General features: G+C 61.1%; 22 protein-coding genes. 10 read left to right on the top strand and 12 right to left on the bottom strand.

All coding sequences use genetic code 11. The features are described 5' to 3' along the window. Positions 1 to 54: 54 nt before the first annotated feature. Both IV89_RS15100 and IV89_RS15095 read right to left on the bottom strand, forming a co-directional pair. Complete coding sequence (locus IV89_RS15100) at positions 55 to 2,607, bottom strand: ATP-binding protein (protein ID WP_037943110.1); 2,553 nt, start codon at positions 2,605 to 2,607, stop codon at positions 55 to 57. An 18-nt stretch (positions 2,608 to 2,625) separates the two neighbouring features. Beyond that, the gene (locus tag IV89_RS15095) at positions 2,626 to 3,105 is read right to left on the bottom strand and encodes a molybdopterin-dependent oxidoreductase (protein ID WP_009825937.1); all 480 of its coding nucleotides are present in this window, start codon (positions 3,103 to 3,105) and stop codon (positions 2,626 to 2,628) included. A gap of 213 nt (positions 3,106 to 3,318) precedes the next feature. On the opposite strand from IV89_RS15095, the gene IV89_RS15090 reads away from it, so the two are divergent. After that, positions 3,319 to 3,939 (top strand): response regulator transcription factor, encoded by a 621-nt coding sequence (locus IV89_RS15090; RefSeq protein ID WP_037943112.1) that lies wholly within the window; start codon positions 3,319 to 3,321, stop codon positions 3,937 to 3,939. On the opposite strand, the gene IV89_RS15085 is transcribed toward IV89_RS15090, so the two are convergent. Next, on the bottom strand, positions 3,932 to 4,576 hold the full coding sequence (locus IV89_RS15085) for a ribonuclease T2 (RefSeq protein WP_037943115.1): 645 nt from the start codon (positions 4,574 to 4,576) through the stop codon (positions 3,932 to 3,934). The genes IV89_RS15090 and IV89_RS15085 overlap by 8 nt on opposite strands. 128 nt (positions 4,577 to 4,704) lie before the next feature. Between IV89_RS15085 and IV89_RS15080 the strand changes: the two genes are divergently transcribed. The 4 genes from IV89_RS15080 (at position 4,705) to aspS (ending at position 10,148) form a co-directional block, all read left to right on the top strand. Then, positions 4,705 to 5,466: a DUF1013 domain-containing protein gene (locus IV89_RS15080; protein ID WP_037943117.1), complete on the top strand. Its 762-nt coding sequence runs from the start codon at positions 4,705 to 4,707 to the stop codon at positions 5,464 to 5,466. A gap of 214 nt (positions 5,467 to 5,680) precedes the next feature. Further along, positions 5,681 to 6,679 carry an endonuclease/exonuclease/phosphatase family protein gene (locus IV89_RS15075; RefSeq protein ID WP_235183747.1) on the top strand — a complete coding sequence of 333 codons (999 nt, stop codon included), beginning with the start codon at positions 5,681 to 5,683 and terminating at the stop codon, positions 6,677 to 6,679. Between the two features lie 246 nt (positions 6,680 to 6,925). Continuing rightward, positions 6,926 to 8,104 carry a type III PLP-dependent enzyme gene (locus IV89_RS15070; RefSeq protein WP_005851249.1) on the top strand — a complete coding sequence of 393 codons (1,179 nt, stop codon included), beginning with the start codon at positions 6,926 to 6,928 and terminating at the stop codon, positions 8,102 to 8,104. A 193-nt stretch (positions 8,105 to 8,297) separates the two neighbouring features. Then, entirely contained in the window at positions 8,298 to 10,148 is a 1,851-nt protein-coding gene (aspS, locus tag IV89_RS15065) for an aspartate--tRNA ligase (RefSeq protein WP_037943121.1), read from the top strand. Positions 10,149 to 10,273: 125 nt separating this feature from the next. On the opposite strand, the gene IV89_RS15060 is transcribed toward aspS, so the two are convergent. Continuing rightward, positions 10,274 to 10,558, bottom strand: a complete 285-nt coding sequence (locus IV89_RS15060) for a hypothetical protein (RefSeq protein ID WP_037943122.1) — start codon at positions 10,556 to 10,558, stop codon at positions 10,274 to 10,276. A gap of 42 nt (positions 10,559 to 10,600) precedes the next feature. Between IV89_RS15060 and IV89_RS15055 the strand changes: the two genes are divergently transcribed. Continuing rightward, a complete protein-coding gene (locus tag IV89_RS15055; protein ID WP_037943123.1) occupies positions 10,601 to 11,326 on the top strand; it encodes a GNAT family protein in 726 nt (241 codons plus the stop codon). A 7-nt stretch (positions 11,327 to 11,333) separates the two neighbouring features. Here the strand turns inward: IV89_RS15055 and IV89_RS15050 are convergent, their stop codons facing one another. Beyond that, a complete protein-coding gene (locus IV89_RS15050; RefSeq protein ID WP_037943125.1) occupies positions 11,334 to 12,053 on the bottom strand; it encodes a response regulator in 720 nt (239 codons plus the stop codon). A 134-nt stretch (positions 12,054 to 12,187) separates the two neighbouring features. Here IV89_RS15050 and mce point away from each other — a divergent pair, with 134 nt between their 5' ends. Beyond that, on the top strand, positions 12,188 to 12,592 hold the full coding sequence (gene mce, locus IV89_RS15045; RefSeq protein WP_005851258.1) for a methylmalonyl-CoA epimerase: 405 nt from the start codon (positions 12,188 to 12,190) through the stop codon (positions 12,590 to 12,592). Between the two features lie 2 nt (positions 12,593 to 12,594). Next, on the top strand, positions 12,595 to 12,888 hold the full coding sequence (locus tag IV89_RS15040; RefSeq protein ID WP_005851259.1) for a DUF1467 family protein: 294 nt from the start codon (positions 12,595 to 12,597) through the stop codon (positions 12,886 to 12,888). On the opposite strand, the gene IV89_RS15035 is transcribed toward IV89_RS15040, so the two are convergent. The 4 genes from IV89_RS15035 to trpS form a co-directional block, all read right to left on the bottom strand. Beyond that, positions 12,821 to 13,555 carry an EI24 domain-containing protein gene (locus tag IV89_RS15035; RefSeq protein ID WP_005851261.1) on the bottom strand — a complete coding sequence of 245 codons (735 nt, stop codon included), beginning with the start codon at positions 13,553 to 13,555 and terminating at the stop codon, positions 12,821 to 12,823. The genes IV89_RS15040 and IV89_RS15035 overlap by 68 nt on opposite strands. Continuing rightward, positions 13,546 to 14,118: a nitroreductase gene (locus tag IV89_RS15030; protein ID WP_037943127.1), complete on the bottom strand. Its 573-nt coding sequence runs from the start codon at positions 14,116 to 14,118 to the stop codon at positions 13,546 to 13,548. The genes IV89_RS15035 and IV89_RS15030 overlap by 10 nt, the downstream gene beginning before the upstream one ends. Before the next feature lie 11 nt (positions 14,119 to 14,129). After that, positions 14,130 to 15,236 (bottom strand): class II histone deacetylase, encoded by a 1,107-nt coding sequence (locus tag IV89_RS15025; protein WP_037943129.1) that lies wholly within the window; start codon positions 15,234 to 15,236, stop codon positions 14,130 to 14,132. A gap of 136 nt (positions 15,237 to 15,372) precedes the next feature. After that, a complete protein-coding gene (trpS, locus tag IV89_RS15020) occupies positions 15,373 to 16,389 on the bottom strand; it encodes a tryptophan--tRNA ligase (RefSeq protein ID WP_037943131.1) in 1,017 nt (338 codons plus the stop codon). 75 nt (positions 16,390 to 16,464) lie between these two features. Between trpS and IV89_RS15015 the strand changes: the two genes are divergently transcribed. Further along, the gene (locus IV89_RS15015) at positions 16,465 to 17,151 is read left to right on the top strand and encodes a rhomboid family intramembrane serine protease (protein WP_037943134.1); all 687 of its coding nucleotides are present in this window, start codon (positions 16,465 to 16,467) and stop codon (positions 17,149 to 17,151) included. Between the two features lie 87 nt (positions 17,152 to 17,238). On the opposite strand, the gene murJ is transcribed toward IV89_RS15015, so the two are convergent. The 3 genes from murJ to IV89_RS15000 all read right to left on the bottom strand — a co-directional run bounded on the left by murJ (position 17,239) and on the right by IV89_RS15000 (position 22,921). Next, positions 17,239 to 18,831: a murein biosynthesis integral membrane protein MurJ gene (gene murJ / locus IV89_RS15010; RefSeq protein ID WP_037943135.1), complete on the bottom strand. Its 1,593-nt coding sequence runs from the start codon at positions 18,829 to 18,831 to the stop codon at positions 17,239 to 17,241. Between the two features lie 108 nt (positions 18,832 to 18,939). After that, positions 18,940 to 21,723: a [protein-PII] uridylyltransferase gene (locus IV89_RS15005; protein ID WP_037943137.1), complete on the bottom strand. Its 2,784-nt coding sequence runs from the start codon at positions 21,721 to 21,723 to the stop codon at positions 18,940 to 18,942. 13 nt (positions 21,724 to 21,736) lie between these two features. Further along, on the bottom strand, positions 21,737 to 22,921 hold the full coding sequence (locus IV89_RS15000; RefSeq protein ID WP_037943138.1) for a penicillin-binding protein activator: 1,185 nt from the start codon (positions 22,919 to 22,921) through the stop codon (positions 21,737 to 21,739). Between the two features lie 89 nt (positions 22,922 to 23,010). Between IV89_RS15000 and rsmI the strand changes: the two genes are divergently transcribed. Then, positions 23,011 to 23,871: a 16S rRNA (cytidine(1402)-2'-O)-methyltransferase gene (rsmI, locus tag IV89_RS14995; RefSeq protein ID WP_005851274.1), complete on the top strand. Its 861-nt coding sequence runs from the start codon at positions 23,011 to 23,013 to the stop codon at positions 23,869 to 23,871. Position 23,872: the final 1 nt, after the last annotated feature.

Here is a 23,872-nt window from a genome sequence, read left to right as displayed (position 1 = left end):
ATATGAGGCAAGGGGCGCTCTGATATCAGGGCGCCCTTTGTCGTTCAGGGGGCGTTACGCCGACAGGCGCGCCTCCCACGCATCTAGGGTTTCGGCCCATGCCGCGGGCACTTTGGCGACCTGATCACGGGCTTTATCCACGTCGCCCTGTTTGCAGTCCTGTTCGATGGTGGCAAGCAGCGCGTGCATACGCTCTGCGCCGAACATGCCGCACAACCCGGCAAGGTCGTGGGTCTTGCGTTGCAGATCGTCGCGGTCCTCGGCAGAGGCTAGGGGCGGCAATTGCCCCTCTACACGTTGGCGCAGATTGCCAATGCGATCGGCAAGCTTTTCAGGGCCAAGCAGTTCGAACAATTCGTTCACCTGATTGGCGTTCAGCACCGGATGCTGCGGTTCGGCGTGCGTCGCTTCAGTCGCATCAGAGGCACCTTCAGCGGCGGGCATCACAAGCTCGCTTAGCGCGGTTTTCAGACGGCGCGTGTTGATGGGTTTTTGCAGAAAGCCGGTCATCCCGCCCGCGGTAAAGGCCGCGCGTTCGTTGGGCAGGGCGTGGGCGGTCACAGCCATGATCGGGGTATCGGCATTGGGCCCGCCCCCTTGAAGGATCACCTGCGTGGCCTGTAGCCCGCTCATCCCCGGCATCGAAATATCCATCAGGATCGCGTCAAACCTCTGTTCGACCGCACGATCGATGCCTTCGGGGCCGCTGCTGGCAAGGGTGACCTCGTGACCCAGACGGCCCAGCATTGCCTTAAGCAGATCGCGGTTGATCTCGTTATCGTCGACGACCAGCAGGTTCATCGCGGGGGTGTCTTCGGTATCAAGCTGCGGTTGGGCGACGGGCTGCGGGGCTTCTGTCTGCACGAAGTCTGCTGGCAGTCGCACGATAAACCGCGCGCCTTTGCCAACCTCCGAGACGCAGGTGATCGTGCCGCCCAGACGGTGCACCAGCCGCCGCACGATACCCAGCCCCAGACCGGTGCCCCCTGTGCGCCGCTCGTAGCGGCTGTCGAGCGATACGTAATCCTCGAAAATCCGCTTGAGGTCATCGGGCGGGATACCGGGGCCATTGTCTGCCACTTCGATATGCAGCATCGGCGCATTGTCCGTTTCCATGTCATAGGTCGCGCTAAGCACAATATCGTCGTCGGGGCTGAATTTGATCGCGTTGCTGATGAGGTTGACCAGAATCTGCTGCACCGCGCGCGGGTCTGTCAGGATGGGTGTGTCGGTCAGCCCGTCCTGATCCAGATGCAGCCGCGTGTCCGATGTCTTGGCCAGTGGCGTCATGGTGTTGACCATGCCGGCGGTCAGCGCGACCATATCACTGGCTTGCAACTCGTTGTCGTTGGTTTCGGCCTCACTGCGTTCGATGGCTAGCACGTCGTCGATATGGCCCAGCAGGATGTCACCGGATTTCAGCGCGGCTTCGACGTATTTACGCTGTTCGGCGTCCAGCTTGTCGTCGTGCAGCAAGTGGATGGCAGAGAGGATGCCGTTCAGCGGCGTGCGCATCTCGTGGCTCATCATCGCGAAAAAACGCGATTTTTCCTGATAGGCATCCAGTGCCTCGTCGCGGGCGCGGATGATCTCCTGCTCTTTTTGCAGTTTGTCGGTGATGTCGCGGATATATGTGACGAAAACCGGCGCGTCGTTTGACCGCGCCAGCGACACGGAAAGTTCGACAGGGAAGATGCGGCCCGTGCCGTCGATCATCTCTGTCTCGTGACGGCCGGTTTCAGCCAGCCGCGTTTTGCCGGTCTCGTTGAAATGGGCGAGGTTATCCCGTTGGCGATGGCGCAGTTTAGGGGGGACCAGCAGTTCGATGTAGCTGCGCCCAAGCGCATGATCGCGCGAGATGCTAAAGACCTCTTCGGCAGAGCCGTTGAAATCGATAATCTCGCCATCCACCGACAGCACCATCACCGCATCAAGCGAGGCGCGTAGCATGGTTTCAAGCTGCGAGTGGTTGCGTTCGACCTCGCGCGAGGCACGATTGAGCGTGATCGTCTGGCGCGACAGCCGGAGGATCGCCCCCAGCAGCGCAATGGTCACGGTCACCACGATCACCAGCAAGATCTCGATCAGCTGCGCGATCTCTTTGCGCTCGGCCTCCGCCGCTTTGGCGGCAAAGGAGATGGAGGCAAGCCCGATGTTGCGCGGCATATCCTCGACCGTGGCCAGCGCTTCCGATAGGGCGGGCACACCTGCGGCGAGCGCCTCATTGCTGCCGTCGATCAGGGGGATCTGTGTGTCCAGAACCGCTTGTATCTTCTGGATTTCGCGGGTCAGGTCGCCGCTTTGCTGTACGCGTTCGGCGACTTCGGTGCGGCTGTAGAAGATGTCGAACCGTTTGCGCAGGTTCGCCAGATCGTTTTCGTCCCCGGACCGCGCCTGTTCAACGGCACCATCCAGTTTGAGAAAGTCGATTTCAAGCTGCGAGAACACCCATTCGGCATGATCCTGCTGTGCGCTGCCAAGGGCGCGCACGCGGTCCCAGACGTTGAACGCCAGGTAACCGGCAAGCAGGATGCCGACCATCAGCGCCAGGGCAAGAACGTATCTTACCCTGTTCCGCTGTGGGCCGCGCTGCATCAAATCGGCCATGGTGAACATGCCTTGCGGTTACTTGATCGCCAGCCGGTTCAACTGCCAGATAGAACGGCTATAGATCGTTTCTGTCTGGTACTTTACGTCGCTGTCATAGGGATAGACAATCCATAGCGGACCTTTCCCGCGGCGCGACATCTCTTTGTCGTTGTTGGCATAAGCGATGATCGGCCCGTCGGACACCGCATCCTCCATCGGGATTTCGACCGCATAGTCGTTGATCGCGGTTGCTTCGATCATACCTTCGGACACGTCCAGCGTGTCCATCAGATCCTTGAGCGATACGCCCTGAAAGGTCTGCGCGCCTTCGGTCCAGATGGTTTCGGTCTCGAAGCTGGACGACGGCAGTTCTTTCAGCTGCTCCATCGTATAGGTGTGTTCCATGTCGCCTGCGGTGACGGTCAGAACGGCATCTTCTTGTGCACTCACAGCAGTGGCCAATGCGGCACCGCACAGTGCGGCGGTGATTGTCTTGGTGAAAGCTTGAAACGTCATAACTCGGTATCCTTCCCCTGTGTTTGTACATCAACCTTAGGTTAACGCCGTTTGGAGAGCGACTGAGATTAAGGGTATTCTTACTATACGAAGGTATAGCCGTCAAAAATTCGACACAGTTATCCTATCCTCATGTGTGCTATTATTCGCCCATAAGTTGGTCTACGACTACTTAAGCAGCATTGAGGTGGTGGCGAGGGAAGGAAAGAACTTATGGCATTACGGATACTGATTGCGGACGACCGCGATATGGTCCGCGAAACGATTGCAATGTTTCTGGACGCCGATGGCGGGACAGAGACGGTTGCAGCAAGCGACCTGCCCGAAGCGATGGCCAAGATAGAGGCAGAGGGGCCGTTTGATCTGGTACTGCTCGACTATACGATGCCCGGCATGAAGGGGCTTGAGGCGCTGCCTAAGGTCATGAAAGCCAATGAGGAAAAGCCTGTCGGTCTGATTTCGGGCACGGCAACGCGGTTGATCGCGGAACAGGCGCTGGCCATGGGCGCGATCGGTTTCCTGCCCAAGACGCTGCCTGCGAAATCACTGGTCAACGCGGTCCGCTTTATGGCCGCGGGCGAGATTTACGCGCCCGTCAACTTTATGTCTGGCAAGGACGATCCCGAAGAAACCGACTTTGAAAAGGCCCTGTCAGAGCGGGAGCGTCAGGTTCTGCGCGGCTTGATGGAGGCGAAATCGAACAAGGAAATCGCCCGCGACCTAGAGTTGCAAGAGGTCACGATCAAGCTGCACGTCAAAACGCTGTGCCGCAAGCTGGACGCCCGCAACCGCACCGACGCCGCAATGATCGCACGTAGTGCCGGGTTTATCTGATCGGGGTAAACAGCGCGTCATCCAGCGTGCAATCCTTGATCACGTCGCGCCCGCAAGGCACCGGCTCCAGCGTTTTTGACAGGCATAGACGCACTTCTTGAATGTAGCCGCTTTTGCAGGTGACGGTAACGCCATCGGCCTCCATCGTCGGGTTTGCTTTCAGAAACGCTTCCTCCACCACCGAGGCGGGCAGGCGGATGTCGCCCGTGACCTTGCGAAAGACCGCGGGGCGGGTCACGGCATCATAGGCCTGACGCGACAGATCGAAATATCCGGTGGCAGACAGGCCGGTACAACTGCCGTGTTTCTTCCATTGATGCCACGCCAGACCGGGCGTTCCCATAATGTCAGCCATGGCGGCGGTCATGCCACGGGTGGGGGGGCGTTCGGCGGTGCGGCAGTAGGAGGGAAACCCCCGATGCAGCTGCGGCCAAAGCCCGTGCATGATCCAGCCGTGATCGTGGCGGGCGTCGCATTGCGCGGAATCGCGCGTATCACCTTCCAGCGCGCACCAGTTGGGCGACCAGCTAAGCGCCAGCACGTAATAGTCGAATTCCCCGGCAATTTCGCCCTTGGCCGCCGCGGGGCGGGGCATCGGGGCCAGCAACAGACACAGGCACAGGATCAGCAATCGCATTGGGGTCTTTCCTTATTTTGCCGGTCCGAGTATAAGGCGTTCAAGTTCCCCCACAATGGAAACCGTTCTGCCCCGCAGGACCGCCTATTTCAGGCGACGGGGAAAGTGCGTTTTAAGGAGAGACCGACATGGCAAAACCGATTATGGCCCGCGCCACTGCCGTATGGCTGGTGGACAACACAACCTTGAGCTTCAAACAGATCGCGGATTTCGTGGAAATGCACGAGCTTGAAGTGCAGGGCATCGCGGATGGTGACGTGGCGCAAGGCGTGAAGGGCTTTGACCCGATTGCCAACAACCAGCTGACCGAAGAAGAGATCGAAAAAGGGCAGGCGAACCCGCTGCACAAGCTCAAGCTCAAGTTCAACGCGTCAGCCCAAGGCGAAGAGAAACGTCGCGGCCCGCGCTATACGCCGCTGTCCAAACGTCAGGACCGCCCCGCATCGATCTACTGGCTGGTCAAGTTCCACCCCGAACTCTCCGACGGTCAGGTCAGCAAGCTGGTCGGCACCACCAAGCCAACCATTCAGGCGATCCGCGAGCGGACGCACTGGAACATTGCGAACATCCAACCGATCGATCCCGTGGCTTTGGGGCTGTGCAAACAGTCCGAACTGGACGCCGCTGTCCAGAAAGCCGCTGCCAAGAAAGCCGCCGAAGGTGGCTTGATGACCGATGACGAACGCCGCCGTCTGGTCAGCACCGAACAATCGCTTGGCATGGATACGGAACCGAAGATGCCGACCTCTATCGAAGGTCTGGAAACGTTCACCCTGTCCGGCAACCCTGCGGATGACGAAGAAAAAGACCACGGCGACTATTCTGACGCCGACAGTTTCTTCAAGCTGCCCGAGGGCGGTTCCGACACGGATGAAGACGAGGACAAGTAATTCGGTTCCGCCCTTCTGGCGGCTTCGGAACAAATCCGCTTAACCTTGTGTTGAGCTAGGGGTGCAGGGCAACCGCTCTGCGCCCCTTTTTTTGACGTAGGGGGCATGCATGCTGGCGACGATATTACTCGGTCTGTTTTGGGGCGTTGTCGCACTCGTTTCGGCGATCAGCGTGCTTCCCTTTAGCAAGATACCGCACGGCGCGATCCGGGGAATGGCATTCCCCCGTGAGCAGCTGTTTGTGTTGACCGTGGCGCTGGCTGCCGTGGCGCTGGTGTTTCTTGAACCTGACCATCGCAACCCGGCGCTGGCGATCCTCGCTGTGATTGCGGCGATCCACACGGGCTACATCCTGAAATTCACACCGCTCTGGCCGCGCCAATCGGTGGATGCGACCGAGGCACAGGCCGCTGATGCGGAAAACCGTGTCACCATCCTTGCGTCAAACGTGAAACAATCCAATCGCCAGTATCAGCGATTGGTCGACCTGATCCGCACCGAAGACCCGGATATCGCCGCCGCGCTTGAGGTGGACCCAGACTGGGTCGACGCGCTTTATGACGCGCTGAAAGACCAGTACCCGCATTGGGTGAAAGTGCCCAAGGATAACTCCTATGGCGTGGTCATGATGTCCAAGATGGAGCCGTCAGAGACGCAGGTGCGGGACCTTCTGGTTGATGATGTGCCGTCGATCCGGACCAAGGTCGCGATGCCGTCAGGGCGGATGTGGCGTTTGTATATCGTGCACCCCGAACCCCCCGTGCCCTATCACGATACCAAGGGCCGCGACGGAGAGATCGCGTTGGTCGGCATCGAAGCCAGCAAGGACGATCTGCCCGCGATCGTGACAGGTGATCTGAACGACGTGGCCTGGTCCACCACCACCCGTCGGTTTCAGCGGCTGTCGGGGCTGCTTGATCCACGGGTCGGACGTGGCTTCTATAACACGTTTCACGCGGGTATTGCCGTCATGCGCTGGCCGCTTGATCATCTGTTCCATGATGCAGAGTTCCGCCTGATCCGTATGTCGCGCTTGCCCAATATCGGGTCCGACCACTTCCCGATCCTGTTCTCGCTTGCCCTGACAGGGGAGCCTCAGTCGAATTCCACGCCCGAACAAAGCGACGCCGAAGAGCGCGCGGAGGTGCGGGAAATGGCAGCCGAAGAACGCGAAAAGGACCGCGAAGCCATCGGTACGGATTGGGAAAAATAGCCCCGATCCGTCACCGCTCACCGGTACGCAGCGCTTTGCGTGCCTCCTTGAAAAACGAATTGTCGTATCAAGTATTTTGCCACTTGCGCGAATCTGAAAACAGCGTAAATGCGCGCTTACAGACGCCAACGCACGCGCCTCTGGCCGGTCCGTCTGTCCGCGGATTGACCCCGCGCCTATGCAGCGACGGTAACGTCTCTTGAAACGACATGTTAGGGTACTCCCGCCCTTCCTTGCTCTTTGGAGATGACCATGAACGCCACAGCTACCGCCACCGTCAACACATCCGCAGCATCGAACTATGACGAAGCGGCTGATTACATCTGGAACAACAGCTTCGACAAACCGACTCTCGTCGTCAGCCGCGCCCGTGTGGGTGTACAATATGACGCGCTGCAAGCCGGTCTGGGCGATGCGCGAATCCACTATGCGGTAAAGGCGAACCCCGCACCCGAGATCATTCGTATGCTGGTCGAACGCGGCTCGGGCTTTGATGCGGCGTCGCGTCAGGAGATCGAGCTGTGTCTGTCCCAAGGGGCGGATCCTGCGAAAATCTCTTTCGGCAACACCATCAAACGCGGCGTTGATATCGCCTTTGCCCATTCCATCGGGGTGACCATGTTCGCCGCCGACTGCGAGGCAGAGCTCGACAAAATCGCAGAGCACGCCCCCGGCGCGCGCGTCTATATCCGTCTGATCGTCGAGAATTCCATGGCGGACTGGCCGCTGACCCGCAAGTTCGGCTGCGCGGGCTCGCTGCTGCCAAGCCTGCTGGAGTACACCAAATCCGTGGGTCTCGTGCCTTATGGTCTGTCGTTTCACGTCGGGTCGCAAACCCGTCGCGCCGAATACTGGCACCCCGTTCTGGATCAGGTCGCCCCGCTGTGGCACGCCGCGAAAGAAGCAGGGCACGACCTGCAACTGCTGAACATCGGCGGCGGTTTTCCTGCCTATCACGGTGATCCGGTGGATGCGCCGCGCGGCTATGCCGCCGCAGTCGTTGCTGCCGTCAAAGAACGCTTTGGCGAGATTCCGGTCCTGATGGCAGAGCCGGGCCGCGGCATGGTCGCAGAGGCAGGGCATATCGCGGCCGAAGTGTTGCTAGTGTCGCGCAAATCGGCAGAGGCGGCGCGCCGTTGGGTGTATCTGGATATCGGTCGTTTTTCCGGTCTGGCCGAAACCGAGGGCGAGGCGATCCGCTATCAGTTTGTGACCCCGCATGACGGCAAGCCCGTCGGCCCCTGTGTGCTTGCTGGCCCGTCCTGCGACAGTGCCGATGTGCTTTATGAAAAAAATCCGGTTGACCTTCCACTTGACCTAAGGGACGGTGACAAAGTCATGATCAAGAACTGCGGCGCTTACACAAGCTCGTACAGTTCGGTCGGCTTTAACGGGTTTCCGCCGCTTGATGTATTGGTCCTGTAAGAGGATCATCAACGTCGCGCGGGAAGGGCCGTCTGCTTTGGGAGGAGCAGGCGGCCCATCTATTTTCAGCCCTATGGTTTAACGCGGGGGTTTTACCCGCGGTTTGTGCCGTTTTTACGGGAAACTCTTGACTTCCGCGGCCCCAAACGGTGTACCTGCCCCGAACAATTCTAGCCCTCGAAAGGGACCCGTCATGCACGCATATCGCAGCCATACATGCGCCGATCTGAGCAAGGAAAACGTTGGCGACAAGGTTCGCCTGTCCGGGTGGGTGCACCGTGTGCGCGACCACGGTGGTATCCTGTTTATCGACCTGCGCGACCATTACGGCATGACCCAAGTGCTGTGCGACCCTGATTCCCCCGTCTTTGCCGAGGTGGAAAAGGTGCGGTCCGAATGGTGTATCCGCATCGATGGCGAGGTAAAGGCCCGCGACGCCGATCTGGTCAACACCAAGATCCCCACCGGCGAGATCGAAGTTTTCGTGCGCGACATCGAAGTGCTGGGGCCCGCGAAAGAACTGCCTTTGCAGGTTTTTGGCGATCAGGAATACCCCGAGGAAACCCGCCTGCGCTATCGCTACCTCGATCTGCGTCGCGAAAAAATGCAGGACAACATGGTGCTGCGGTCCGACGTTGTGTCGTCGATCCGCAAGCGCATGTGGGACCAGAACTTCAAAGAATTCCAGACGCCGATCATCACCGCGTCTTCCCCCGAAGGCGCGCGCGACTTCCTTGTGCCGTCGCGTCTGCACCCGGGCAAGTTCTACGCTTTGCCGCAGGCCCCGCAGCAGTTCAAACAGCTGCTGATGGTGTCCGGCTTTGACAAGTATTTCCAGATCGCGCCCTGTTTCCGCGACGAAGACCCGCGCGCTGACCGGTCGCCCACCGATTTCTACCAGCTCGACCTCGAGATGTCCTTTGTCGAACAGCAAGACGTGTTCGACACCATCCAGCCCGTGCTGACCGGCATTTTCGAAGAGTTCGGCGGCGGCAAGGCTGTGGATCAGGAATGGCCGCAAATCTCTTATAAAGATGCGGCGCTGTGGTATGGCTCTGACAAGCCCGACCTGCGCAACCCGATCAAGATGCAGGTCGTGTCCGACCATTTCCGCGACTCCGGCTTTGCGATCTTCGCGAAACTGCTGGAACAGGAAGGCACCGAAATCCGCGCCATCCCCGCGCCCACAGGCGGCAGCCGCAAGTTCTGCGACCGCATGAACGCCTTTGCGCAAAAAGAAGGGCTGCCCGGCATGGGTTATATCTTCTGGCGCGAGAAAACCGCCGACAGCGTGGCACAGGAACTGGGCATCACGGTGAAAGAAGCCCAGGCCAAGCTGAAAGCCGGTGAGGTCGAAGGTGGCATGGAAGCAGCGGGCCCACTGGCCAAGAACATCGGGCCAGAGCGTACCGAGGCGATCCGCCAGCAACTGGGTCTGGACGTGGGCGATGCGGCGTTCTTCCTAGGCGGCAAGCCCAAGTCCTTCGAAGGTGTCGCGGGCCGTGCCCGTAATGTTATCGGTGCCGAATTGGGTCTGACGGATGAAAACCGTTTCGCCTTTGCCTGGATCGTTGATTTCCCGATCTACGAGAAAGACGAAGAAACCGGCAAGATCGACTTTGAACACAACCCGTTCTCTATGCCACAGGGCGGGATGGACGCGCTGATGGGCGACCCGCTTGAGGTGCTTGGCTATCAGTATGACCTTGCGTGCAACGGCTACGAACTGGTGTCCGGTGCCATCCGGAATCACAAGCCAGAGATCATGTTCAAGGCGTTCGAGATCGCAGGCTACGGCAAGGACGAAGTCGAAAAACGCTTTGGCGGCATGGTGAACGCGTTCCAATACGGTGCCCCGCCCCACGGTGGGTGTGCCGCCGGTATCGACCGGATCGTCATGTTGCTGGCGGAAGAGGCGAACATCCGCGAGGTGATCCTCTTCCCGATGAACCAGCGCGCCGAAGACCTGATGATGAACGCGCCAAGCGAACCACAGTCGGATCAGTTGATGGAACTGGGTCTGCGGGTCATCCCGCAGGACTAAGCCCTGCAACATACCCATAGAAAAGCCCGCCTTGGATATTCCAAAGGCGGGCTTTTTCGTTTGAACGCGATGGAACCGCGTTGGTGTCGGGGGTGGTCTATGTCGGGATGGCATGTGCCCGAGGCTCAGAAACCGGCTTGCGCAACCTCTACCACGGTCTGCGCGCCAAAGTCGCGCGCATGGGCAAAAGCCAGTGCCACGATCGCCACACCCACCACATTTGCCGCAAAGACTGTCCAGTCGAAACTGGTTTCCTTGGCGTAGATGCGGCGCAGTTTGGTGAACATGATGTGCCCTTTGGGATGGGTGACGTGGGTGGGTTGGTGGTTGCGGATGCCATCAGCCTCGCAGGCGTTTGTGGCAAAAACAGGACCTTTCTGCGCTCCAGATTGGGTGATGTCATATGACATTCGGGTCTTGGCGCTGACAGCGCTTGGCCTTAACGTAAGCGCATGAAACAAGATGACCAGCCCCCCGGCCCACTTGGTGCCCCTGTTGCAGATTTTTCCGTCCCGCCGCGCCCGCCGCGGACGGTGATGACGGGCCGCTACGCCCAGCTTGAACCGCTGAACGCCGAGGCCCACGCCGCCCTGCTGTTCCGCGCTTTTGAAGGTCAGGATCACCTGTGGCATTATATGTATGACGGGCCGTTCTCATCCTCTGCCCAGTTTCACCGTTGGGTGCGCGAGGTCGAAACCAAAGACGACCCGCTCTTCTATGCGATCAAGAACCTAGAGACAGGGCATATCGAAGGGGTGGCAAGCTATCTGCGCATCGCGCCAGAGGCCAGATCGATAGAGGTCGGGTCAATCACCTTTGGGCCGGCGTTGCAGCGCACGCGGGCGGCGACGGATGCCATGTATCTGATGATGAAATGGGCATTCGAGGCGGGATACCGTCGGTATGAATGGAAGTGTAACGCGCTGAACATGCCGTCGCGCCGTGCCGCGCAACGCTTGGGCTTCAGCTACGAAGGCATCTTCCGGCAGGCGGCTGTCGTTAAAGGGCGCAACCGCGATACGGCTTGGTTTGCCGCGATTGACGCCGAATGGCCGGGCCTGCGCGAAGCCTTCGAAGCGTGGCTTTCCCCTGCAAACTTTGACGCAGAGGGTAAGCAGCGCGAACGGCTGGGCGACCTGACCAGCCTCGTGCGGGTGTCCAGTGACCCGCTGACGTGACCCGCGACTAGATCGCGATCTGCCGCATCAGCCGTTGGCGCAAGACCGACCGGATCACCCGTTGTTCTTCGATAGCAGGCAGGCCCAAGGTGCTGCGTGCTGCCAGCGCTGTCGCCGCCTGCTCCAGTGCTGCGTCCCGCGCGCTGCGCGCCACGCCGGTCAGAAACTGCGCGACATATTCCAGCGTCTGAGGCGTACAGGGGCCGGACAGAACGTCATCCATATGCGCCATGTCATCCTGCAACGCGATAGTGTCGGGCGTGATCGTTTCATCGGAAAGCACGGACAGTCCCAGCGGACGATGATGCTGCGGCAGGGCGGCCAGCACGACCTGTTGAAACTGTGACAAAGATTGCAACGGTTTGCTCATGAAACGGTCTGCCCCTGCGGCCAGCGCATCCGCCGCCAGGTGGGTGTCCCCCGAAATCGCCAGTAGCGCATCCACGCGGGGCTGCGATTGTGCCAGTTCCGCAATCAGATCAATGCCGTTTCCGTCTGGTAACCCCAGATCGGCAATCACGATCGACGGGCGGTAGACCTGCAAATGCCGCCGCGCCGCGCGCAGGCTGTCGGCCCGTCTGATCCGCGCGCCAGAGCGGAGACAGAGCAGGCGCATCGCCTCGCAGGCAAAGCGGCTGTCTTCGATCACCAGAACGGTAAGGCCCAAAAGCGGGCGGTCGGCCGTGGGGGCGGGCAGGCTTTGGGCCTGATGTTCAAGCGTATCCATGATTCCTCCGTTATGCTTTGTGGGTGACCTATGGTTAGGCGCGCTTCGCTAATACGGTGTTAACGTGACGCATTGCTCTTGCGGCAGCGGCAGCCCATAAACCGGGTCAAATGTTGATTTGAGGGAGAAGAATGATGATCGGTCGCCTAAACCACGTAGCCATCGCCGTGCCGGACCTTGAGGCCGCTGCGGATCAATACCGCAACGCTTTGGGTGCGAATGTTGGCCCCGCGCAGGATGAACCCGACCACGGCGTCACCGTGATCTTTATCGAACTGCCCAATACCAAGATCGAACTGCTTTACCCGCTGGGGGACGATAGCCCGATCAACGGTTTTCTGGAAAAGAACCCCGCCGGTGGCATCCACCACATCTGCTATGAGGTCGAAGACATCATCGCGGCGCGGGATCGCCTGAAGGAAAGCGGCGCGCGTGTTCTGGGCAACGGTGAGCCCAAGATCGGTGCCCACGGCAAGCCGGTGATTTTCCTGCACCCCAAAGACTTTAACGGCGCGCTGGTCGAGCTGGAGCAGGTGTAACCATGGCCGTCATGTCAGGTATCGTTCTGTTCACCGTGATCTGGTCGATGGTATTCATGATCCTGCTGCCAGTACGGGTGCAGACCCAGGGGGATCTGGGCCAGATCGTCGAGGGCACCCACGCGGGGGCCCCCGAACATCACCACCTTAAAAAGAAAGCGCTGTGGACGACCGCTGTGTCGATCGTGCTTTGGGCGATCATCGCGGGGATCATCCTGTCGGGCTGGTTCACCGTGGCGGATGTGGAGCAGTGGCTCCACGGGGCACCGACACCAATTGGTGGAACAAATGGGTAAAGGTCGCCGCCCCTAGGATCGGAATCACCAGATTCAGCAGCGGCACCGACAGGGGAATCGCCATCAACACGCCGGCGGCCCAGATTGTAAGGCCATGTTTCCCGCGCAGACGCTTTGCCTCGGTCCGGCCCACCCGCCGGATCGCAGCAAGCGTGAAATACTCGCGTCCCAGCAAGAAACCGTTCACGCTCCAGAAGATCAGGGGCGCGAAGGGGGCGAACATCAGGTACAGCACCAACGCCACGACGTTCACGCCGATCAGCACCCCCATGAAGTTCACCGTATCGCGCAGCGCATCGCCAAAGGGCACAGGCGTGGCGGGGGGCAGATGGGGGTAGTGTTCGGCCTCTACCGCGTCGGCCACATCATCCAGAAACATCGACGTGATGGCCGAGGCGACGGGCACCATCAGGAACACCGACAGCACCATCAACAGCAGCGCCGCCCCCCAGCTGAACAGATCGTCAAGCCACGAAACCTCGCCCAGGACGGGCAGCCAGTTGTCCTCTCCGGTCAGCCAGTCGATCAGCCAGACAAAGCCCGCAGACGCACCGACCAGCAGCAGCAACGCCAAGCCGACACCCAGCAGCAGCACGCGGCGAAAGCTTGGATCGCCCACCTGTCCAACGGCCAGCCCGAAGGCGCGAAAAATCTGTGCTATTGCCATGTGGTGATCGCCGTGATGTCGGGGCGCCCGCGCTCTGGCGGGGCGGAGGTTTCGGTGCCGATATGGATGATGCCCGCGATGCGTTCATGCTCCGCGAGGTCGAAAGCCTCGGTCATGAAGGCGCGGTCGTGGCTGACCCAACCGCTTAGCCAGTTCGCGCCCCAGCCAGAGGCGAGCGCGGCATTGACCAGCGACAGGCAGACCCCGCCGACGGCATAGGTCTGTTCCAACGGTGGGATCTTGGGCGAGGGTTTCTGCACCTCGACCACAACAACCGCCAGCTCGCCCTGATCGAATTGCCCGCGGCCCTTCTGGATCTGCTCGGCGTCGAGCGCCAGGGCGGTGCCGCGTGCCTCGGCGATGTCGGCCAGACGCGCCATCGCAGGCTTTTCGATCACGATAAAACGCCACGGCTCCAGCATCCCGTGATCCGGCGCGCGCGAGGCCACGGTCAACAGCTCGGTCAGCGTGTCGCGGTCGGGGACCGGTGTGGTCAGGGTCTTGGCGGGGCGCGAACGGCGGGTTTGCAGGAAATGCAGCGCGTCGGGATTGGGTGTCGGCATCGGGGTCTCTCTTATAGGTTCAGCTCTTGCGCCATGTCATCAATGGACGCGCGCAGGAATGCGTCGAATGCGGGGCTTGGCTGGCGAATGCGAAAGTTCTTCGCATGGGGATCTGGCGCTGTGATGTCACTGTCTGCGAGGGCTGCGATGGTGGCGTGGCCACAGAAGGGAACATAGGCCTCTGAATAGCCGCCTTCATGGACGAGCACCAGCTTGCCGCCGCAAAGTTTTTGCGCCGCGGCTTTGATCCGCTGTGTCATCTCGGCAAAGGTTTCCGCTGTGGCCTGCATGCGCGCCAGCGGGTCCACGATAGAGGCATCGAAACCGCAGGCGACGATGATCATATCGGGTTGATACGCGTCGAGCGCGGGGAGCACCACGCGGTCGAGCGCGTGCAGATAGGCCGTATGCCCCGACCCCGCGTGCATCGGCAGGTTGATATTGTAACCGGCTCCCGCGCCGTTGCCCCGATCCGCCAGCGCGCCGGTATCAAGCGGGTAATTACCTTCTTGATGGAGCGAGATCGTCAGCACGTCGTCGCGGTCATAAAAGATCGCCTCGGTGCCATTGCCGTGGTGCACATCCCAGTCCAGCACGGCAACGCGGCGCACCAGCCCCTTGGCCTTTGCTGCCTCGATCGCGATGGCGATATTGGCGAGCAGGCAGAAGCCGTTGGGGAAATCAGGCAGCGCATGGTGCCCCGGTGGACGGCTGAGCGCATAGGCATTGTCGAGGTCACCTTTGGCGACGGCCTCTACCGCGGTGATGGAGAGGCCCGCGGACAGCGCTGCAATCTCGAACCCGCCGGCGGCGAAGGGGGTGCGCAACCCCAGCTCTCCACCGCCCGCGTCGGAAAGGCGCTTGAAGTCGTCGAGATAGGCAGCCGGATGGACCCGCAGCAGATCCTCGCGCGATGCAGGTGCCGCGCTGCGCACGTCGAGTTCGGCCATCAGGCCGGTGACCTCCATCAGATTGCGCAGGCGGCGTTTGGTCTCGGGGTTTTCCGGCAGGCCGCCCGCCGCCAGCGGCTGCACCAAGCCGCCCACGGGCATGGTAAAGGCATAGTTGCCACCTGCGTGCCAAAAGCAGCGTTCATCCATGAAAAAACCGGTGGTCATCGTCTATCCCCTTCGTGGTTCGGGCGAAGGCTGGCAAAACGCTAAAGGATTGTCCATGGGGGCAAGGCCCGCAGCCGTGGTGCTGCGGCGGATCTGTGGGAGGAGTATTTGGGAAAGGGTGAAGGGGCGGGCTGGTTTAGCCCACCATGCCCACAATCTCGTAGGTTTTCTTGAGGATCGGCGCGGTGATCTCGCGCGCTTGGGTGGCACTGTGGGCCAGAATGCGGTCGATCTCTGCCTCGTCGGCCATCAGCTCTGCCATGCGGGTGCTGATCGGGGCCATTTTGGCGACGGCGAGTTCAGCCAGTTTGGGTTTGAAGGTGCCGAACTGCTGGCCGCCCACATCGGCCAGAACCTGTTCAACGGTCTGGTCGTTCAGCGCGGCAAAGATATTCACCAGATTGCGCGCCTCTGGCCGGTCCTTGAGGCCGTCCACTTCGGAGGGGAGCGCATCGGCGTCGGTCTTGGCCTTGCGGATTTTCTTGGCGATGGTGTCGGCATCGTCGGTCAGGTTGATACGGCTGGCATCGGAAGGATCGGATTTCGACATCTTCTTGGACCCGTCACGCAGGGACATGACGCGGGTCGCAGCCCCTTCGATCACCGGTTCGGTCAACGGGAAGAAATCGACGCCGTAGTCATGGTTGAACTTGGCCGCGATGTCGCGGGTCAGTTCAAGGTGCTGTTTCTGGTCCTCGCCCACCGGCACATGGGTCGCATGGTAGATCAGGATGTCGGCGGCCATCAGCGCGGGATAGGCAAAGAGCCCCAGCGAGGCAGCTTCGGCATTCTTGCCGGCCTTGTCCTTCCACTGGGTCATGCGGCCCATCCAGCCCATACGCGCCACGCAGTTGAAGACCCAGGCCAGTTGCGCGTGTTCGGGCACCTGGCTTTGGTTGATCAGGATGGATTTATCGGGGTCGATGCCTGAAGCGATGAAACCGGCACAAAGCTCGCGCGTGCTGCGCTTGAGGTCCGCAGGGTCCTGCCAGACGGTGATCGCGTGCAGATCGACCATGCAGTAGATCGACTGTACCCCCTTGTCCTGCGCATCGGCGAAACGTTTGAGCGCGCCCAGGTAGTTTCCAAGATGCAAATCGCCCGACGGCTGGATGCCGGAAAACACACGCGGGGTGAAAGAGGTGTCGGTCATTGGATGCTCCGATAAGGCTGGAAACTACGGCCAGATGGGCTTACCCATGCGCACCATGCCCGTCAAGGAGGCCCTATGGAAGACCCAGATTTTCACCCCCCCGTGAACCCAATGCCCGCAACCGTGACGCTGCTTTTTCTGGCGCTGGCGGGGATAGAGGTCGTGCTGTCGCTGGCCGAGGCCGGGATCATCGGCGGTCCTGCTGCTGTGGGCTGGCGTCTGGCCTTGATCCGCGACTTCGGATTTTCGGGCGATGTCTTCGACTGGATGGTCGCCAACATGCAGTTCCCCCTGCGCGACCTGTCGCGGGTGGTGAGCTATAGTTTCATCCATCTGGGGTTCACCCATGCGATCTTTGCCTGCGTGCTGTTGCTGGCGCTTGGCAAGATGGTGGCGGAGGCGATGGGGCAGGTGGCGTTTCTGGCGATCTTCTTTGTGTCGGGCATTTTCGGCGCGGTGGTCTATGCGCTGGTGCTGGATGATCCGGTCTGGCTGGTCGGTGCCTACCCGTCGGTTTATGGGCTGATCGGCGGCTATTCCTTTGTCATGTGGCGCAAGCTGGCGGGGCAAGGGGAACAGCAGTACCGCGCGTTTTCCCTGATTGCCGTGCTGATGGGGTTGCAGCTGATCTGGGGCGTGTTCTTTGACGCGGGCACCCAGTGGGTGGCGGAGCTTTTGGGCTTTGCCTGTGGTTTCGCGCTGAGCTTTGTTTTTGCGCCGGGCGAATGGGGCAGGCTGCGGGAGCGTATTCGGCATCGGTGAGGCTTGCAGGCGTGTCAGGCAGGCGTGACGGGCAGGGGGCCAGCCCCCTGACCCCCGGGATTTAATGCCATTTGGAAGCGGGTCGGGTTAGCCGCGTTTTAGGGCGCGTTTGAATTCGGCCAGTTTGAACGCACCGATGAGCTGGCCGGTGCCGAAGTAGCTGACGGCCGCTAGGGCAATGAGGATCACCAGGGCGACCCCGCGCCACCAGGCTTCGGCGAGCAGGGGTTGCAGGGCCAGATTGCCGATCCAGAGCGCGCCGCCCATGACCGCCGCCGCCGCCATGATGCGCCAGATGCGTTTGTGAAAACGCGCATCGAATTTGGCGGCCAGCCCGAAGCCACGTGCGCCATAGGCCAGCAAGGCAAACATCGCCCATCCCGCCAGTGTCGTCGCTATGGCAGGGGCAATCCAGCCGATCAAGGGGCTGAGGCCGACGGCCAGTACCACGTTCACCACCATTGCCACCACGGCAAAGTAGAAGGGGCGGCGGGTGTCTTCACGCGCATAGTAAAGCGGTTGCAGGATCTTTTGCAGCACAAACGCCGGCAGGCCGAGCCCGTAGATCGCCACCGCAATGGCGATGGCCGCGGCGTCATCTGTGGTTGTGGCCCCGCGTTGGAACAGCACCGTGGCCAGGGTGAAGGGGATCACCATCAACGCAACCGCCGAGGGGATGGTCAGCGCCAGCGACACCTCGGCGGCGCGGCTGATCTGGGTGTGCGATCCCTGTTCGTCTCCGGCCTTGAGCCGTCGTGACAGGTCGGGCAGCAGCACCACGCCAATCGCGATCCCCACCACGCCCAAGGGCAGTTGGTAGAGGCGGTCTGCATAATTGAGCCAGGCCACGGCCCCTTCGTAGAAGCTGGCGACCTGACGGCCGACCAGCAGGTTGATCTGCATGACCCCGCCCGCCAGGGCCGCAGGGGCGGCGATGATGGCGAGGCGTTTCAGCTCGGGCGTCAGGCGGGGGCGGTGGCCGAAGGTCAGTGTGAAGCCTGCGCGTTTCGCGGCCCACCAGACCAGCGCCAGTTGCGCGATCCCCGCCAGCGGGACAGACAGCGCCAGGGTGTCGCCGATCTGCAGGCCAAGCGCCTTGTCGATGCCCATGCCGATCGCCTCTGATCCGTCGCGGCCAAGGGCGGCCCCGATCAGGACGGCGAGGATGAAGATGACGTTCAACACCACAGGGGCTGCTGCCGCCGCCATGAAGCGGCCCGTGGCGTTCAGCACGCCCGATACAAGGGCGGCGAGGGAGATGAACAGGATATAGGGGAAGGCCAGCCGCCCGTATTCGACCGCCAGATCGAACCGTTCGTCCCCCGCAAAGCCCGAGGCCATCAGCAGCACCAGCCCCGGCATCGCGACGATTCCGATGATGGTGAACAGCGTCAGGATGAACGCCATGCCGACGAAAGCATCCTGCGCGAATTTTTCCGGATCATCGCCGCTTTCGAGCTTTTTCGAGAACATCGGCACAAAGGCCATGTTGAACGCCCCCTCGGCAAAGAAGCGGCGGAACATGTTGGGCAGGGAAAAGGCGACCAGAAACGCTTCGGCTGCGGGGCCGGATCCAAGGTAGCCCGCGATCATCACATCGCGCACGAACCCCATGACCCTGCTGAGGAGGGTCCAGATCCCGACGGTGAAGAAGCCGGACATAAGGCGGATAGGTTTCATGGTGGTGCTGCCCCGTAACTGCGGTGCAAATGGCCTAGCCGTTGGCGCCGCACTGCGCAATCAGGGAAATGCGAACACAGCCGTCATGCCCGCGCGAAAGCGCCGATGTCAGTCCTGCGCCCGCGCAACACCGTCGATGATCGCCGCACGCAACCGTTTCTCGAGCGTCTTCTGCTTGCTTTCGGTATAGTATTTCAACCCGAACATATCCTTGACGTAAAAGGTATCGACCACCTGTTCGCCATAGGTCGCGATCACCGCATTGGCGATATAGACGTTGGATTCAGACAGCGACCGCGTGAGGTCATAGAGCAGGCCGGGGCGGTCGCGGGTATCCACCTCGATAATCGTGTAGATCTCGGAGCCTTCGTTATCAAAGGTGATATGCGTGGGCACCTTGAACACTTTCTCGCGCTTTTTCACCTTGTCGCGGGATTTCAGCGCATCGCGGGCCAGAATTTCACCCTTGAGCGTCTTGGAGATCATCTGCCGCAGCCGTGGCAGGCGCGAGACGTCGTAGGGGTTGCCCTCGGCGTCCTGGATCCAGAACGCATCGGTCACCCAGCCGTCCTTGGTGGTATAGCTGCGGGCATCGACGACATTGGCCCCGACCAGCGCCAGCGCACCGGCAAGCCTTGCAAAGATGCCCGGGTGGTCAGCCATGACAAAGCAGGCGCGGGTGGCGTCGCGGTCATCGTCAGGGTGCAGGTCAATGCGGATTTCACCGTCCTGAATATCGCGGAGCTGTTCGGCGAATACCACCTGGGAGGCCGTATGAAGGCCCTGCCAATAGGGCGGGTAGTGGCGTGCGGTTTCGGCCTGAAGATCCTTGCGCGGCCAATGGGCAAGGGCCGCACGCAGGGCCTTTTTGGCCCCCGCGCCGCGGTTCTCGCGGTTGAGGTCTTCGAGCCCGGTTTCAAGCGCGCGTTTGGTTTGCCGGTAGAGCCCGCGGATCAGCACGGCTTTCCAGTTGTTCCATGTGTTCGGGCCGACGCCGCGGATATCGCAGACGGTCAGCACACACAGCAGATCAAGCCGTTTGACGGTCTGCACAGCCTTGGCAAAGTCCCGCACGGTGCGCGGATCGGAAATATCGCGTTTTTGCGCCATATCCGACATCAACAGGTGGTAGCGGACCAGCCATTCGACCGTGTCGACCTCGGCCTTGTTCAGGCCCAGACGGGGCGCGATCTTGCGGGCCATTTGGGCCCCGAGGATCGAATGGTCTTCGGGGCGGCCTTTGGCGATATCATGCAGCAAGAGAGCCACATATAGCACCTTGCGGTTCACCCCACGTTGCAGGATCGACGAGGCGACGGGCAGGTCTTCTTCCAGCTCGCCCTTTTCGATCAGGGCAAGGTTTGTGATGCACTGGATCGTATGCTCGTCCACCGTATAGCTGTGGTACATGTTGAACTGCATCATCGCCACGATGGGTTCAAACTCGGGGATGAAGGCTGACAGCACGCCCAGTTCGTTCATCCGGCGCAGGCCGCGTTCGGGGTTGCCGTGTTTCAGCATCAGATCAAGGAAGATCCGCCGCGCTTCGGGCGTGTTGCGCATGTCGTCGTCAATCAGGGCGAGGTTCGCTTTGACCAGACGCATCGCATCGGGGTGGATCAACATGCCGGTGCGCAATGCCTCTTCGAAGATGCGCAGCAGGTTCAGCTTGTCGCTGATAAACGCCTTGCCATCGGTGACGGCCAGCCGCCCGCCCACGACCTCATAACCGTCCCGCAGCTTGGGGCGACGGCGAAAGATACGTTCGAGCAGGGGTTCCGCCTTGACGTGCAAGGCTTCGAGCTTGGTGAGGAAGATGCGCGTCAGTTCGCCCACTTCGGTGGCATGGCGGAAATAGGCCTGCATGAACACCTCGACCCCGCGGCGGCCCCGCGTGTCGCGGTATCCCATCGCCTCGGCCACGGCGACCTGCATGTCAAAGGTTAACTGTTCGGTCGCGCGTCCTGAAATGAGGTGCAGGTGTCCGCGTACCGCCCAAAGAAAATTCTCGGCCGCGACGAAGGTCTTGAATTCTTCCTCCAGAAACACGCCGCGGTCGACAAGATCGGCGGCATGTTCGACGCTGTAGATATGTTTGGCGATCCAGAACAACGATTGCAGATCGCGCAAGCCGCCCTTGGCCTCTTTGACGTTGGGTTCCACCACATAACGCAGACCCTGCTTGCGGTGCCGCGCGTCGCGTTCCTCCAGCTTGGCTTCGATAAAGCTGCGACCGGTGCCTGCAAAAAGATCGGTCTTGAGCGTTTCATCCAGATCCTGCGCCAAAGCCACATCCGCGGCGATAAAGCGGTGCTCCAGCAGGGCTGTCTGGATCGTAAAATCCTCGCGGCCGAGGGTAACGCAGTCGCGGATGGTGCGGGTGGAATGGCCGACCTTCAACTTGAGATCCCATAGCATGTAGAGCATGGATTCGATCAGGTTTTCAGTGCGCTGGCTGGGCGTTTGGGGGATGAGGAACAGTAGGTCCACATCGGAATAGGGGGCCATCTCTCCGCGGCCATACCCGCCGACGCCGATCACGGCGAGCCGGTCGTTCGGGCCAAGCGTTTCAATCTGGTGGAGCCGTTGTCCGGCGATCTGCAGGGTCGTGCGGACAAGCTGATCGGTGAGGTAGCAATAGGCCGACGTCATGGGGCGCGCGTTGAACGGTGACGCCGCAAAGGCGCGGGCGATTTCGGCGCGCCCGTTCTTTTGCGCGTCTTGCAGGACGGCGACGGCGGCGGCCTGAATCTCTGCCGGATCGGTCAAACCGTCCAGCACGTCCTTGAGCGCGGCGGAAACAGCCGCTTCGTCAAAGATGCGTTTGGGGGTGCTGATCAGGTGACGCGCGGTGGCCTCACCTGATTCTGCTGGTGCAACAAGGGGTTTCACAAAAGGCGGTCCCTTAGAAACCGGCCCCGCCAAAGGCTTGGGGGGCAGGGCTGATGATGACGACCTGCTGATTGCGGATCGTGGCAATGGCAAGGCCGCGTTCTGCGGTGCCGTCCGCCTTGAGGCGGAACACGCCGCTCGCCCCGCGGAAGCCCGCGCCTTGGGTCAGACGTGCCGCGGACAACGCGTCGGATTTGCCGGATTTCGCCAAGGCCCCCACGGCGGCGATCCCGTCAAAGGCCAGACCAGCGATCGGGCCGGGTGTGTCGCCATAGGCTGCGGCATAGCGCTGCGAAAATGCGGTTGTCGCACCGGGATCGGGCAGGGCGAACCAGCCACCTTGCACGCCGGGCAGGGCCAGCGTTTGGGGCGGGATGTCCCAGCGGGTCAGACCGATGTACTGCGTGGTGGCACCGCTGATCCCTGCCTCTGGCAGCATCTGTGCGAAGAGCGGCAGGGCACTGGCCGAGGATGTTGTCAGGAAGATCGCATTCGCCCCGTTGCTTTCTACGGCAGCTTTCACGCGCGGCACGTCAGACATTACGGCTTCTTGGCTCAGCGCGTAATCAACCGTACCGGCAGAGGTCGCCCCGTTTGCGGCAATCGCCTTGAGGATGGCATCGCGGCCCAGCTGACCGGCCAGATCCTGACCGTGCAGTACGAGGATCTTGTCTTTTCCGTTGCTCTTGGCGTAGCGGACCAGACGGTTGGAGGTGTCGTTAAAGTTCTGACCCAGCACAAAGACATTGCCGCCCGCGATGCTGGGGTTGTTCGAGAAGGACAGCACATTCACGCCCTGCGCGGCAACCGCGTTGCCCGCCGCGTTTGCGGCCTCGCCATAAAGCGGCCCCAGAATGATCTGCGCTCCGTCGGTGACAGCCTGCGCCGCCGCGGTGCCCGCAGTGCCGGCATTGCCGCCCGTACCATAGACCCGCAGGTCAATCTGCACGCCGCCCAGATCGCGGATCGCCAGACGCGCGGCGTTCTCAAGTTCTTGCGCCAGCAGGTTATCCGCCGCCGAACCGCCACGCGGGATCAGCAAGGCCACCGGAATAGGTTTGCTCGAGTCGACTTTGGGGCCCTTGGACCCGTTCATATTGGTCAGCGCCACAGGTTCACAGGCGGCAAGCGCCAATGCAATCAGTGGCAGGATCAAAAGCCGCAGTGGCTTGCGAAGGATGTTGAAAACAGCGATCATAACAGTGTCACTCCATTGGTGGCAGGTCGGCGGCGATGGCCCCGGGGACATATGCACTGATCATAGAGGGTGCGAAAGGCGGGTCCAGCTTGAATTACCAAAAGATTCCCCTTGCGGCGGGGCTTTACTTTGTCGGGGTGCCGATCGGCTCTGCTCGCGACATAACCTTGCGGGCGCTCGACGTGCTGGCCTCGGCTGATGTGCTGGCGGCGGAGGACACGCGGAGCCTGCGTAAGTTGATGGATATCCATGGGGTGCCTCTCAACGGGCGGCAGATTGTGGCGCTGCACGACCATTCGGGCAGTGGCGTGCAGGACAAGCTTGTCGCCGCGATCCGCGATGGGCAATCCGTCGCCTATGCCTCTGAGGCTGGCATGCCGCTGATCGCGGATCCGGGGTTCGAACTATCCCGCGGTGTGGGCGAGGCAGGGCTCATGCTGACCTGCGCCCCGGGCCCCTCGGCGGTGCTGACCGCGCTGGCTTTGGCAGGGCTGCCGACGGATGCCTTCTTTTTCGCAGGGTTCCTGCCCAATGCGAAAGGCGCACGGCTCACGGCGCTGCAAAAGTTGAAAGAGGTGCAAGGCACGCTGGTTTTCTACGAATCACCCAAGCGGGTGGGGGCGATGCTGCGCGATGCCGCACAGGCGCTGGGCGGGGAACGTCCGGCGGCTGTCTGTCGCGAGCTGACCAAGAAGTTCGAGGAAATTCAGCGCGGTACCCTAGATGAGTTGACCGAACACTACAGCGGTAAAGCCCCGAAGGGCGAGATTGTTGTGCTGATCGATCGCGGGCGTTTACCGGCTGTTAGCGAAAGTGATCTAACCTCTGACCTTGCGAACGCATTGGAAACGAATTCGATGCGCGATGCCGTCGATATGGTGGCGCAGGCATATGATGTGCCGCGCCGACAGGTGTATCAGGCGGCATTAGAACTTGGGAAAGAAACCTAAG

Origin of the sequence: Sulfitobacter sp. CB2047 (assembly GCF_000735125.2) — a bacterium.
Classification (GTDB): domain Bacteria; phylum Pseudomonadota; class Alphaproteobacteria; order Rhodobacterales; family Rhodobacteraceae; genus Sulfitobacter; species Sulfitobacter pontiacus.
Note: the sequence above shows the minus strand (reverse complement) of the source record. Positions and strands in the feature narration are given on the sequence as shown.